The following is a 12899-nucleotide window of genomic DNA, read 5'->3' on the forward strand; positions in this document are numbered from 1 at the left end:
TGCAATAAGAAATTTAAACTCATATAAAGAATAAGTCGTCATAATTTAAATTATAAATATCTAATTTAAAAATATAAAATAAAAATATAAACAAAACAAAAAAATAAATTTTAAATTCCTTTTAGAAGTAAAAAAGAGGAATATGAAATCGATTTTAAAAATAAAAAAAGAAAATCCGCTTATAAGCGGATGTATTCACCGGCATCGCCGAGTTCTTCTTCAATTCTGAGCAACTGATTGTATTTTGCGGTTCTTTCGCCGCGTGCAGGTGCTCCTGTTTTAATCATGTCCGCGCCGAGGGCGACAGCCAAATCGGAAATGGTTGTGTCTTCCGTTTCTGCAGATCTGTGACTGACGAATAATGACAGGCCGTTTCGGGTGGCCAATGTCGCCGCGTCGATGGCTTCGGAAAGTGATCCGATTTGATTCACTTTCAAAAGAAGACCGCTTGCCGCATTTGTTGAGATGCCTTTTGCGATTCTTTCAGGATTTGTCACAAACAAATCATCACCGACGATGATTGTTTCCCAAAGTTCGCTTGTTAAGTTTTCGAAATCATCGAAAGAATCTTCATAGAACGGATCTTCAATGGATAAAATCGGGTAACTGTTGACCAAATCAATATAATAAGCCGTTAATTCTTCAGAAGACATTGCTTCGCCGTCAACTTTGTAATTTTCCCCGTCAAAGAATTCGGAAGCGGCTGCATCCAAACCGATTTTAATTTCTTCATCAGAATAACCGGCGCGGTCAATCGCAATCATTAATGCGTCCAATGCTTCGGTTGTTTTTTCCATTTTCGGAGCGTAACCGCCTTCATACCCGACATTGGTTGAAGACGCGCCGTAAGATTCATTCAAATATTTACCGAGCGCGTGATACGTTTCCGCGCCCATTTGCATTGCTTCGGCAAAAGTTTCAGCGCCGACGGGCTGAATCATAAATTCCTGAATCGCTAAATCATTGCCGGCATGCTTGCCGCCGTTGAGAACATTTAATGTCGGAACGGGAAGTGTAAACGTGTTTGCGCCGCCGAGATATCTGTAAAGCGGCAATTTGGACTCGTTTGCGGCCGCTTTGGCAACCGCCATTGAAACGCCTAAAACGGCATTTGCGCCGAGAACAGCTTTGTTATCAGTGCCGTCCATTTCAATCATCGTCATATCAATTTCACGCTGCATTCTGCAATCGTATCCGACCAGAATTTCAGAAATGCGGGAAACATTTTCAACAGCTTTTAAAACGCCTTTGCCGTTGTAGCGTTCTGAATTGCCGTCACGAAGCTCCAACGCTTCATGCGTTCCGGTGGATGCGCCTGACGGAACACTTGCGCGGCCGAAACCATTTGCAGTAATAACATCAACTTCAACAGTCGGGTTGCCGCGGGAATCTAAAATTTCACGCGCTTTGATATTGCGGATTAAAAAGCGATCCGCGTCGTTGTATCCTAAAATTTTCATAAGAGATCACACAAAAAATGATTTTGTCTTTAGAAAGAGCATTTTACTAATAAATATGTTGTCTGATTTTAAAAATCAATATCATTCGGGCAAATAAGAGAGATAATCCGACCGCAGCGACCGCATCTGAACTCATCCCCGATCCGGTCAAGATCAGCTGTTGATTCGCCGAATGAATAAATTCGATTAATCAAAAGAGATCGGCATTCCGGACAGTATGTATTTTGGAAATCAGAAATCGTATTCCCGATATAAACGTAATTCAGCCCGACATTCATATAAATTGACCGCAGCCGCTCAAGTATTGCGCTTGATGTCGACTTGATATCTTCCATTTGATGATGCGGCAAAAAAGCATTGAGATGAACAGGTGTTTCGGCCCCGAGATTTTGAATAATCCATGAAGCCGCCGATTCCGCTTCTTCGATTCCGTCATTTTGTCCGGGAATAATCAAAGTAACAATTTCAATATACAACCCGAGTTCTTTGGCTTTCAAAATTGATTCAAGAACAGGATTCAAATGCGCCGAGCAGATTTCGGAATAAAAGTTTTCGGTGAAACTTTTCAAATCAACGCGATAAGCATCTACATACGGTGCCAGTTTTTCAAGTGCTTCAGGCGTCATGTATCCGTTTGTCACCAAAATGACAGAAAGGCCGTTTTCTTTTGCCAAAACCGCGGTATCGTAAACGAATTCAAACCAAACTGCCGGTTCATTATAAGTGAATGAAATTGATTTTGTATCCAAAAGCAGCGCACGTTGAATCACTTCATCCGGCGTGACGACTTCACCGAAGCGGCTGAGGCCGAGGTCTGAAAACATCGCTTTGTAAACAGATTCATCGGGCATTGAAATCGCATGATTCTGACAGTGCCGGCAATGGAAATTGCAACCGAATGTGCCGAGCGAATAGGTCGTTGTTCCCGGCAAAAAATGATACAACGGCTTTTTTTCAATGGGATCAATAGCCTCCGATGAAATATAACCGTAATTTAACGCATAAAGCGTTCCGCCGACATTTTTTCGAACGCGGCAAAATCCGGTTTTATCGGGAGCGATTGTGCAGCGTCTGGCACAAACGCCGCAGCGGACATCACCCGACAGCAGCGTTTCAAAAAGCATCGCTTCTTTCAATCCGGAAACCATTTTTCAAACCCCATTATTTATTTTATTCATTTATTTTATTCATTTATTTCATTCATTTATTTTATTCATTTCTTTCATTTCGTTTTTCGGAATAAGTTCGGCTTCTAAAATATCATAAAAACCGCGATTGCCGTACCAGCGGCTGTTTGTTTTAACCGGATTTATTTTTTTCTTGAAAAATGAAGCGTCTAAAACGGCTGTTTCATATTCCCCGCCTTCACCTGCGATATGAAGATATTTTGTTTGATGCAGTTTTATCAGGTCGGCAAGCGCCTGACGGTTCAGCGGCCGCCCGAGCCACGCCTCACCCAAGCCGTCCGCCGCAACAGCCGCAAATCGGATTTCCATTCCCGAATCAATCATTTCTGTCAAAAGAGAAATCGGATCGGCTTTCCAAAGCGGTGAGAAGGAAGCGATATTGAGAGAATCACAAATATTTTGAACGCGGCTGCGCTGATATTCCGATTCGATTGCGCCGGAACAAACGCCTTTTGCGCCGTAAATTGAAACCGCATCAGAAAGCGCGGCTTTCATTTCATTCAGTTCTTCTTCTTTGATGCCTGATGTGGATTGGGAAATCAAAGGGATATCGGCGGCATCAGCCATTAATTGAACCAAATCCGTGTTGACGGAATGAAACATATAAGATTCTTTATTTTCGGGAACGAGACAGACAAAACAAACAATTTCATGACCGTCTTCAATCATTTTTTGAACCGCGAAAACGGAATCTTTACCGCCGGAAACCAATGCCGCAATTTTCATAAAAACGCCTGTAATGTATTAATTGACCATTTATTTTTTCAATTCTAAATCAGATATCGGAAAATGAGCAGAGTAGCGTTCTTTCATTTTGCCCCAGTCGGGCAGATTGGTTTGGCAGCCGACTTTTTCAACAACAAAAGATGCGACAACGCTGCCGATTTGGCAACAAATTTCCGGCGGATATCCTTTAACAAACGCCGTTAAAAAACCGGCCTTGTAAGCGTCCCCGGCACCGGTCGGGTCGACAGATTCAGCCAAAACGGCCTTTATTTTCGTTTCTTTGGATTGGATGCATTTTCCATTGGCGATTTCATTTTCATAGAGTATGCTGCCTTCTTTGTCATAAGTAACAACAATCATACCGATCATGTTTTTGAGTTCGTCGAATGATTTGCCGGAAATTTCCATGACGAGGCGAATTTCATGGCGATTGACAAATAAAATGTCGGTGTTTTTCAGAATCGTGTTCAGCGGATCTTTTTGATACGTGACCAAATCCTGACCGGGGTCAAAAGAAACAAAATCAGCGGCTTGAGCCATTTCCGCGTTGAAGAAACAATCCGCGGTCACCATATGAACAAACGAAACATGCGGCGGCTTCATTTCGCAAAGTTTTGCCGCAGCGCCCCAGTAAAAATAAGTGGTTTGGTTGGAGCAGCTGTCTGTAATGACAAACGCTTTTGAAAGCGAACGATCCGGAATATGATAGAGTTTAGAGAGATCAACACCGAATTTCGTTAACTCCTTGTCATATCCGATTTGAGAAAAATCATTGCCGACGGGAGAGATCAGCTCGACATCACCGCCAAGGCAGGCAATCGCCGCTGCCACATTTGCTGCGCCGCCGCCGAAATATTCCCGGCAATCCGCGACAGGAGAAGAAGCGTTCGGGCCCGCCATTTTTTCAACAGCCAGCAGATAATCAACAGAAGTATGACCGGTAACTGAAATTCTTTGACTCATTCATTCACCTGATTTAAAAAATAAAAATAGAATATAAAAAAGAAATGAAAAATAAAAAATAAAAATTATTCATCGTCGTTGTCAGATTCATATTCGGCGCGCTTTTCAAAACGCCCGTTGCGGTCGCCGCTGCTGCGGTGTTCGCTGCGGTCGCGGCGTTCATTGCGGTCACGACGCTCGCCCCTGTCACGGCGTTCACCGTCAGTGCTTCTCTTCGGGCTCGGCGGGCGGGCACTGTCGGAGACAAATTCATCGACTTCAACAACTTTCAGCGGAACGTCGCGAAGTGCTTTTCCGATGACGGATGTCGCAATGCGGGAGGCGTGTTCTTCAGTTTCAGCTTCATAAACTTTCATTTGGAAAAGCAAGCCGACCAAAGCCGTATCAGCGACAACGTAAACGCTCATAAATTCTTCATCACAGGCCGCACAGCCCATGGTCCCGACATCGACGCCGACAAACTCCAATTTCGGATTTAAGCGTTTTCCTGCTTCGGAAATTGCAATCCCGATTGCGTCTTCACCGGTTGCAACATCTTTCACAAGCCAGGCCCCTTCTAAAAATACATTATAATTCGGCATCTTCATCGTCTCCCATTGATTTTAATCTTCATGTTGATCAGCAATCAGCTGAATAAATTAATAAATTAATTTGAATCCATTAAATGAATGATAAGTATTAAAGTTGAATTGTCTGAAAATTTTTCGCGTGTTCGTCAGATTGTAAACAAGATATCATCGTCAACATCAAAAACACCGAGCTTCGCGCCGGCATCCAGCCAAGCGTGACCGTAACTGAAAGACGCCAATGCGTTGACATAATCTTCCTGCTGCAAAAAGTGAAGACCGTCTTTGTGGTAAGAATCCGCCATCGTTTTATAATCTTGGGCAACCGCCCTCATATGCGATGCTTCAATTGAAGAAGGAATGGCTTTTTCAAGCGCGGCGGCTAAAAGTTTTTCGTAACGCAATGTTTTTTCATAAAGATCTGCCGGCATTTTCTGTTCTCCGATATTATGATTCATTTGAAAATTCCTGAAGCAAACGAGCCGGCGCGCCTGCCAATTTAACAAGCGCTTCCGCTTCAATAAAATGAAGGTTGCCCGGAATAATTAAAATTTGAAGCGGGCCGCCCAATTCAAAAGCGTCCGCATTGTTTGCATAATTCGCTTTGACGCAGACATCGGCTGAGCCGGCGCGCGCAATACCGACCGCAATCCTGTTTTTCATCACGCCTTCCTGCCTTTTTTCTTCGACTTCCAAAAGCAGCGCGAGCCCTTGCTGAACGGTCATGTATCCGTGTTCACTGTTAATGTCTAAAAAAACAAGCGTATGCAATCCGTTTTCCTGATTAAATTTAATTGTATCATACGGCGTTTCCGTCACAACACGATTTCCGCGGCTGCTGACATAAGGAAAAGGAATGCTGACGGATTTTCCGAAGCGATAATTTTGAAGCCCGGATAAACCGAAAACGGCGGATGTGATTGAAGCACCGTGAATCATGCGGGTGTCAATGCCCATATCTTTGGCGCGGATTCGAAGATCAACGTGCGTGGTTGATGCCATTGTATCGCCGCCGGTCAAAAAAACGATGTTTTGGGTTTTGGCATTTTCAAGCCAATCAGGATTCTGCTCGACATCTTCGCGCATTAAGCGGATAATCGGTTTCCCGTAAAGCTCTTCCATCTTTTCAATCGTCGTCCCCATTAAATAAGAGGTATAAAATTCCAAATAAACCAAATCCGCCGATTGAACGGCCTCAAGACCCTTTAATGAAATATCTTGTTCATCAAAAAGGCCCAACCCGATGAAAGTAAGCATATCTGCTTCATTGAACGGATGATATTTAACCATTTGGAGAAAGAACTTGAACAGGCTATGAAATAGATTTAAATACAACTTATTAGAATTTACTACTATTAGCATAATTTTATCTAAAAAAAATTCAAAAAGAAATTACTAATAAGAAATGTTGTAAAAAAAAGTATATATATTAGGTAGTTAACATTCTATTATTGTTTTTTTAATATAATTGATTTTTGACCTTATAAAAAAATCAATGTATATTAAAAAAACAGTTCAAATAAAAACAAAAACGAAAAACATTTTTTATAAATTACAGGGTAAAAGCATGATAAAAAGAAATACTGTCCAAAAGATGAAGATTATGGAATATCTGATGAGTACAAAGTCGCACCCGACGGCGGAAGCCGTTTATGCGGAGGTCTCAAAAGAGATTCCAACAATCAGTTTGTCAACAGTTTACCGCAACTTAAACACAATGGCTGAAGACGGCGAAATTTTAAAATTTGAAGTCGGCAATGAAGCCCATTTTGATGCGGATATCAGCTTCCACCACCACGTATATTGTAAGGTCTGCAAAAACGTTTTTGATCTGCATGACAGAGAAATTGCAAACTATATTGCAGAAAATGCAAATATTCCGAACTTTAAGGTGGAAAGCACAAACTTAATTTTCGTCGGCAGATGTTGCGACTGCGTTGCGCCGGAAGAAACCGTACAAAGCGTACAGTCTCCGGCAGAAATGTACGGCGGATTGAATTATTAAATTCATTCCGCTTATTTTTTATTTTTTAATTGGCAGTTTCCCCGAATATCGTAGATGCTGTCATTTTCATTAAATCAATAAAAACAAATTAAAAAACATAAAAAACAAGTTATAAAACAAAAACGAATAAAACAATACAGAGAAGTGGATTACAATGACGAAAACAGAAGAAAATTTAAAAGCGGCCTTTATCGGTGAAAGCCAGGCCAGAAATAAATATGATTATTTTGCAAAAGCTGCCAAAGAAGAAGGATATCCTTTTATTGCAAAAGTCTTTGAAGAAACAGCGCTCAACGAAATGCAGCACGCAAAAGATGAATTCAAAAAACTTAACGGCATCGGCGACACTGCGGCAAACTTAAAAGCAGCCATGGACGGCGAAGAATACGAAACCACCACCATGTATCCCGAATTTGCGGATGTCGCAGATGAAGAAGGTTTCCCCGAAATTGCCAGAATGTTCCGCCAGATTGCAAAAGTCGAAGAACATCACAGACAAAGATATGAAAAACTCTTAGAACAGCTCCAAAACGGCACGCTTTACAAAAGAGATGAACCGATTCACTGGAAATGCATGAAATGCGGCTACGTCCACTACGGCAAAGAACCGCCGGCAAAATGTCCGTCCTGCCAGCACCCGACAGAATACTTTGAACCGGAAGACATTTTCTAACCGTTCTAACCGATTTGAAATAAAAATAATGTCAGAATAAAATTCTGACTTTTTTTACTTTTTTAATTTATTACATTTCGTTTCGTATTTTTTATTTTTTAAAAACTGACACTTTATTTTATAGCATTTTTTTGAAAAGCGGAGCGGCTCGTTCAAAAAATAAATACAATAATTAATGACGGAAAAAATAAATAAAAACAAAAAGATGAAATAAAAAAGAAAAACGATTGATTTTTGAAAAGAGGGTGGTTTGAATATCTGAAAGTTTGATAAAAACGGATGGAACGGAGCTCCCATTAAATCCGCTGCAATACCGGCATACGGCAAGTTTGGACACCAAGGAAACAAACCCGTTATTGAAACGCCTTTTAAAGCCATACCGCCGTTATTTTGATATTTTTGAAAATTATGATTTATTTGGAACAAAAATTCCGGCGATGGCTGCTTTTCATTCTCGCGGCGAAAAATATGTTCTGACAAAAAAAGCGAAATTGTGGGGCGTTGAATGTCATGAATATGTTTTCTTTTTTCAAACCGAAAAACTGACAGCGGATGCTTTTGATGAAATGGCGGAATTGCTTAAAAAGGCGGAAACCGAATTTGTAAAACCGCATGATGAGCATATGTATACGCATTTGACAGCAATTATTTCAGCAGAAAAAACGGATTCTGAAGCTGAAAAGATGCTGTGCGCATTCAAATCGAGGAAAAATTATCTATTTTCACTACACGGTTGGTCAGATATTCGAATGGTTTTGATTGAAACCGCTGAAACGAAAAAAGACTCAGAAGACACTGAATCATTTCACATTGCATCAAATAAAAATGGCAGAGAAACAGCAAAACTGCTTATGAGCGAATTAACGGAGCAGAAAAAATGAATTCGATACTCCTGATGATCGGGTCTTTTTTAATATTACTGGCCGCCTACGTTTTTTACGGTTCTTGGCTTGCGAAGAAATGGGGCGTTGATCCGACACGTCCGACACCGGCACATACAATGACGGACGGCGTGGATTACATTCCGACCAAACCGTCCGTTCTTTTGGGACATCATTTTGCTTCGATTGCAGGCGCCGGTCCGATTAACGGTCCGATTCAGGCGGCGATTTTCGGCTGGCTCCCGGTTGCGCTTTGGGTTTTAATCGGCGGCATTTTTATCGGCGCGGTTCAGGATTTTTCATCTATTTTCGCTTCGATTCGGCATGACGGGAAATCAATCGGTCATATTATCGAACTTTATTTGGGCAAAACCGGTAAAAAGATGTTTTTGGCTTTTGCCTGGCTGACGCTTGTTTTGGTGGTGGCGGCATTTGCCGATATTGTCGGCAGTACATTTGTCGGCTTCGCGGCGGACGGGACTCAAATTGCATCAAACGCAACTGCTGCGGCAACTTCTGTTTATTTCGTGTTTTTCGCAATTCTTTACGGTTTTTTAATTCACAGACGGAATCCGAGTCCTTTTATTTCAATTGCTGTTGCGATTCTTTTTATTATTTTCAGCATTGCTCTCGGATTTTTCCTGCCGGTTTATTTGTCTAAAACGACTTGGATGATTGTGATTATTATTTACATTTTTATTGCGGCAATTACACCGGTTTGGATTTTGCTTCAGCCACGTGATTATTTGAATTCGTTTTTGCTTTACGCAATGATTATTGCCGCTTTTATCGGCATTTTGGTAACGAATCCTGTAATTGGTCTTCCGGTTTTTACAGGATGGAATGTGAATGGTCAATGGTTGTTTCCGGCCCTTTTCATTACGATTGCCTGCGGCGCGATTTCGGGTTTTCATAGTTTGGTCGGTTCGGGAACGACATCTAAGCAGCTGAACAATGAAAAAGACGCGAAACTGATCGGCTACGGCGGCATGCTGATTGAATGCGGTCTGGCGATTATCGCGCTGATTGCGGTCGGCGCGCTTTATGTCAACGGTGAAATGCCGGCAGGAACACCGCCTGTTGTTTTTGCAAACGCGATCGCGTCTTTTGTCGGCAACATCGGAATCCCGACAGATATTGCTTATGTGTTAATTACACTGGCGATCGCTTCTTTTTCACTGACATCACTGGATACGGCAACGCGTCTCGGCCGGTATATGTTCCAGGAGTTTTTCTCAGATATTGAAGTGGAAGGCGAAATCAGAAGCGATTGTGTTTCCGAGCGCGTGTCAAAAAAGAAAACGATATACGCTTTTTTATCTGACAAATATGTCGCAACCGCCGTAACGATTATCGCCGGCGGTTTGCTTGCAATCAGCGGTTATCAAAATATTTGGCCGCTTTTCGGCTCTGCCAATCAGCTTTTGGCAGCACTTGCTTTAATGGCGGTTGCCATTTGGCTCGGCAATATCGGCAAAAATAACAAGATGTTTTACATCCCGATGCTGTTTATGTTTGCAGCGACACTGACAGCACTTGCGATTTCCATGTATCAGAATTTCATTATATTGTACGCAGGGAACGGGCAATTGCAGGTAAACGGTTTGCAGTTGGTTGTCGCTGTTTTCCTTTTCATTCTGGCCGTTATTTTAGCGGTTCAGGGAATTCAAAAGATATGGCGGCAGCGGAAAAATGCAGTTGTTTGATTTTTGAATTTGGGGTGTGTTTTCGTTTGGTGTGCTCGTGCGCGCGTTTGAGCCGTTCCGATTTTTCAAAATTAGGATAAAACGAGGAACGGTTTTAAGAAATTGATAAGTTTAACCCATTAATCTATTTTAAACAAAGATGAAAGAAAAAACGGGCAATGAAAGAAAAGAGAAAAAGAAAAGAAACGCCGTATTAAAGCGGCGCTCTGTTATCGATCACGCGTTTGGCTTTGCCGCCGGTTCTTTCAATGCTTCCGAATTCCAGCAAATCGACACCGGTGCGTATGGAAAGAACATTCATCAAATCGCTGACAACGCGCTGCTGAATGCGTTCGAGTTTGATGATATCATCTGTGAACGCATCTTTTTCGAGTTCAACCTGAACCGTCATTTCATCCAAATTCTTGGAATTCCGGGTGAGGACGATTTGGAATTGATTCGTTACTTCCGGAATCTTGGAAATAACATCCTGAACCTGTGTCGGGAAAACGTTGATGCCGCGAACGATAATCATGTCATCGGCGCGTCCGATCATGCGTGATACACGCGTGGAGCAGCGGCCACATTCACATTCGGGTTCAAGCAATTTTGTAATATCGCCGGTGCGGTAGCGAATATTGATTAAACCTTCTTTGGTCAGCGATGTCAAAACAAGTTCTCCTTTTTCGCCCTCGGAAACCTGTTCGCCGTTTTCATCCAAAACTTCGACCAAAAAGTGATCATCCCAAATATGCATGCCGTCCTGGCAGGGACATTCAAAAGCAATGCCGGGACCAAACATTTCAGAAAGACCGTATGAGTCATACGCTTTGATTTCAAGCATGTCTTCAATCGTTTTTCTCATATTTTCAGACCACGGTTCGGCGCCGAGACAGCCTGTTTTCAGTTTCAGTTTGTCAACAAGATTGTTGTCCACTGCCGTTTCCGCCAAATAGAGAGCGTAAGACGGTGTGCAGTGAAGCGCGGTGACACCGAAGTCAACCATCATTTCAAGCTGGCGAAGCGTGTTGCCTGTGCCGGCCGGGATGGCGGTTGCGCCGAGCGTTTCAATGCCGTTGTGAATGCCAAGGCCGCCGGTAAATAAGCCGTAGTTAACTGAATTTTGGAAAATATCTTTGTGAGACAGGCCGACCATTGTAAAATTGCGGGCCAAAAGATTTCCCCAATTTTCGATATCGCCTCTTGTGTAGCCGACAACTTTGGGTTTTCCGGTTGTTCCGGAGGAGGAGTGAATGCGAATAATATCGTCCATCGGCACCGCGAACATGCCGAACGGATAGTTGTCGGTAAAATCGGTTCGAAGCGTGTGCGGCAATTTCGGAACATCCGCAAGGGACCGAATATCGTCCGGTTTAACGCCAAGCTCATCGAATTTGCGTCTGTAAAACGGAACATTCTGATAGACCGTTTTCACGGATTTTTTAAGGCGCTTGAATTGGAGAGCATCCATCTCCTTTCGATTCATGGTTTCAATTTTCGGATCCCAGTATTTCATAATGACACTTGCTTTTGTTTTTATTAAAATTATAAATTCAGATTGAATGTGTTAATGTAAAGCATGATAAGAACTGTCATGGTATATAAAACAAAGGGTAAAACCGTTTCAAGATTCATAAACAAAATAGAATAAAGGAAAAAGAAGGAAAGGAAAAAAGGGAAAAGAAGAAAAGAAAAAAGGGAAAAAAGAAAGATGGAAATATAGGGAAATAAAAAAGAAAATGGAAAATAAAAATAAAATGAGATCGGAATAACCGATTTCATTAAAATCTCATTTAAAGATGGGAAGAAATATCTGTTTTATCATCTCTTGAAAAGACGTAATGCGGAAGCGGCGTTGAAACGTCGGGGTCATCATAGAATCTTTTTTGAATGGCTTCGCGAATCGCATATTCTGCCGGAACGGCGTTGTCTCTGTCATCGACCCAAAAGTCAAGCAGCATAATGACGCCAAGCGGCGTGACATCGGAGACGCGGGCGCGAACGTCAGCTGAGAAATTCACGTGTTTGCGCTCTAAAATTTCGCGGGATAAAACATATTGGTTTTTGCGGGCTTCTTCTAACATAATTTCACGGGCGCGGTCAATGTTTGAGTTGTGAGAAATCGGGATGGTGCAAGACCAGCGGACAAGTGTATCATCATATGTCCAGTTGATAACGGTTTCTTTGTTCAGCGAACTGTTCGGAATTAAAATATAACGGTTGTCGGCGGTCAAGATTGTTGTCTGTCTTAAATTGACATCCGTGACGCGCCCGTAATTTGTGCCGACCGTAATTAGGTCACCGACACGGAATGGTTGGAAAAAGACAAGCGCGATTCCGGAAATGATGTTGCCGAATGTATCCTGAGCGGCAATACCGAGGACTAAACCGAGAATGCCGACACTGGCCAAAAGAGTTGAAGACAAGGCATGGAGCCCCGGAATCGTGTAAAAAATAAGGATAAAACCGATGATGTATACAAATCCGACAGAGATATGCTTCAACATCGTGAATTTTGTCGGGTCCATTCGCATTCCTTTTTGGAATTTGCCGGAATATTTGGTAATGCGGTTGTCAACGATTTTTGCGACAAAAATGGTCACCATCAGAATGATTAATGAAAAAATAAGTTCGGGCAGATTGTCAACAAAATATGCAACCATATTATCGACTGTCTGTTCAAAACGCTCCAATAAATTAATATCAACAAGTAATGCCATATTTTCCACCTTTAAAATATATTTGAATGTAAA

At 42.1% G+C, this 12899-nt stretch carries 13 protein-coding genes; 4 read left to right on the forward strand and 9 right to left on the reverse strand.

Annotated elements, in window-relative coordinates:
* Positions 1 to 179: 179 nt before the first annotated feature.
* From eno to dph5, 7 genes are all read right to left on the reverse strand, one after another.
* Positions 180 to 1460 (reverse strand): phosphopyruvate hydratase, encoded by a 1281-nt coding sequence (gene eno, locus C7391_RS00695; RefSeq protein ID WP_133516625.1) that lies wholly within the window; start codon positions 1458 to 1460, stop codon positions 180 to 182.
* A gap of 68 nt (positions 1461 to 1528) precedes the next feature.
* On the reverse strand, positions 1529 to 2608 hold the full coding sequence (gene amrS, locus C7391_RS00700) for an AmmeMemoRadiSam system radical SAM enzyme (protein ID WP_208107032.1): 1080 nt from the start codon (positions 2606 to 2608) through the stop codon (positions 1529 to 1531).
* Positions 2609 to 2656: 48 nt separating this feature from the next.
* Positions 2657 to 3373, reverse strand: a complete 717-nt coding sequence (locus C7391_RS00705; protein WP_133516626.1) for a diphthine--ammonia ligase — start codon at positions 3371 to 3373, stop codon at positions 2657 to 2659.
* Positions 3374 to 3403: 30 nt separating this feature from the next.
* A complete protein-coding gene (locus C7391_RS00710) occupies positions 3404 to 4336 on the reverse strand; it encodes a carbohydrate kinase family protein (protein ID WP_133516627.1) in 933 nt (310 codons plus the stop codon).
* 65 nt (positions 4337 to 4401) lie between these two features.
* Entirely contained in the window at positions 4402 to 4917 is a 516-nt protein-coding gene (locus C7391_RS00715) for a DUF555 domain-containing protein (protein WP_133516628.1), read from the reverse strand.
* 134 nt (positions 4918 to 5051) lie between these two features.
* On the reverse strand, positions 5052 to 5333 hold the full coding sequence (locus C7391_RS00720; RefSeq protein ID WP_133516629.1) for a DUF357 domain-containing protein: 282 nt from the start codon (positions 5331 to 5333) through the stop codon (positions 5052 to 5054).
* 16 nt (positions 5334 to 5349) lie between these two features.
* Positions 5350 to 6159, reverse strand: coding sequence for a diphthine synthase (gene dph5, locus C7391_RS00725; protein ID WP_133516882.1), 810 nt, complete (start codon positions 6157 to 6159; stop codon positions 5350 to 5352).
* A 310-nt stretch (positions 6160 to 6469) separates the two neighbouring features.
* Here dph5 and C7391_RS00730 point away from each other — a divergent pair, with 310 nt between their 5' ends.
* The 4 genes from C7391_RS00730 (at position 6470) to C7391_RS00745 (ending at position 10167) form a co-directional block, all read left to right on the forward strand.
* Positions 6470 to 6907 carry a Fur family transcriptional regulator gene (locus C7391_RS00730; RefSeq protein ID WP_166627339.1) on the forward strand — a complete coding sequence of 146 codons (438 nt, stop codon included), beginning with the start codon at positions 6470 to 6472 and terminating at the stop codon, positions 6905 to 6907.
* A gap of 154 nt (positions 6908 to 7061) precedes the next feature.
* Positions 7062 to 7580 carry a rubrerythrin gene (gene rbr / locus C7391_RS00735; protein WP_133516631.1) on the forward strand — a complete coding sequence of 173 codons (519 nt, stop codon included), beginning with the start codon at positions 7062 to 7064 and terminating at the stop codon, positions 7578 to 7580.
* 266 nt (positions 7581 to 7846) lie between these two features.
* Entirely contained in the window at positions 7847 to 8461 is a 615-nt protein-coding gene (locus C7391_RS00740) for a hypothetical protein (RefSeq protein ID WP_133516632.1), read from the forward strand.
* Entirely contained in the window at positions 8458 to 10167 is a 1710-nt protein-coding gene (locus C7391_RS00745; protein ID WP_133516633.1) for a carbon starvation CstA family protein, read from the forward strand. The genes C7391_RS00740 and C7391_RS00745 overlap by 4 nt, the downstream gene beginning before the upstream one ends.
* Before the next feature lie 193 nt (positions 10168 to 10360).
* Here C7391_RS00745 and C7391_RS00750 read toward each other — a convergent pair whose 3' ends face one another.
* Positions 10361 to 11662 (reverse strand): phenylacetate--CoA ligase family protein, encoded by a 1302-nt coding sequence (locus C7391_RS00750; RefSeq protein WP_133516634.1) that lies wholly within the window; start codon positions 11660 to 11662, stop codon positions 10361 to 10363.
* Between the two features lie 277 nt (positions 11663 to 11939).
* Positions 11940 to 12866 carry a mechanosensitive ion channel family protein gene (locus C7391_RS00755; protein ID WP_133516635.1) on the reverse strand — a complete coding sequence of 309 codons (927 nt, stop codon included), beginning with the start codon at positions 12864 to 12866 and terminating at the stop codon, positions 11940 to 11942.
* Between the last annotated feature and the right edge of the window lie 33 nt (positions 12867 to 12899).

Origin of the sequence: Methanimicrococcus blatticola, from assembly GCF_004363215.1 — an archaeon.
GTDB lineage: Archaea > Halobacteriota > Methanosarcinia > Methanosarcinales > Methanosarcinaceae > Methanimicrococcus > Methanimicrococcus blatticola.

What these genes read in the sequence shown, in the direction of transcription:
- dph5 (WP_133516882.1), bottom strand. Translation starts at nt 6,159, where the DNA reads ATGCTTACTTTCATCGGGTTGGGCCTTTTTGATGAACAAGATATTTCA.
- eno (WP_133516625.1), bottom strand. Translation starts at nt 1,460, where the DNA reads ATGAAAATTTTAGGATACAACGACGCGGATCGCTTTTTAATCCGCAAT.
- C7391_RS00705 (WP_133516626.1), bottom strand. Translation starts at nt 3,373, where the DNA reads ATGAAAATTGCGGCATTGGTTTCCGGCGGTAAAGATTCCGTTTTCGCG.
- C7391_RS00730 (WP_166627339.1), top strand. Translation starts at nt 6,470, where the DNA reads ATGATAAAAAGAAATACTGTCCAAAAGATGAAGATTATGGAATATCTG.
- amrS (WP_208107032.1), bottom strand. Translation starts at nt 2,608, where the DNA reads ATGGTTTCCGGATTGAAAGAAGCGATGCTTTTTGAAACGCTGCTGTCG.
- C7391_RS00715 (WP_133516628.1), bottom strand. Translation starts at nt 4,917, where the DNA reads ATGCCGAATTATAATGTATTTTTAGAAGGGGCCTGGCTTGTGAAAGAT.
- C7391_RS00710 (WP_133516627.1), bottom strand. Translation starts at nt 4,336, where the DNA reads ATGAGTCAAAGAATTTCAGTTACCGGTCATACTTCTGTTGATTATCTG.
- C7391_RS00745 (WP_133516633.1), top strand. Translation starts at nt 8,458, where the DNA reads ATGAATTCGATACTCCTGATGATCGGGTCTTTTTTAATATTACTGGCC.
- C7391_RS00755 (WP_133516635.1), bottom strand. Translation starts at nt 12,866, where the DNA reads ATGGCATTACTTGTTGATATTAATTTATTGGAGCGTTTTGAACAGACA.
- rbr (WP_133516631.1), top strand. Translation starts at nt 7,062, where the DNA reads ATGACGAAAACAGAAGAAAATTTAAAAGCGGCCTTTATCGGTGAAAGC.
- C7391_RS00720 (WP_133516629.1), bottom strand. Translation starts at nt 5,333, where the DNA reads ATGCCGGCAGATCTTTATGAAAAAACATTGCGTTACGAAAAACTTTTA.
- C7391_RS00750 (WP_133516634.1), bottom strand. Translation starts at nt 11,662, where the DNA reads ATGAAATACTGGGATCCGAAAATTGAAACCATGAATCGAAAGGAGATG.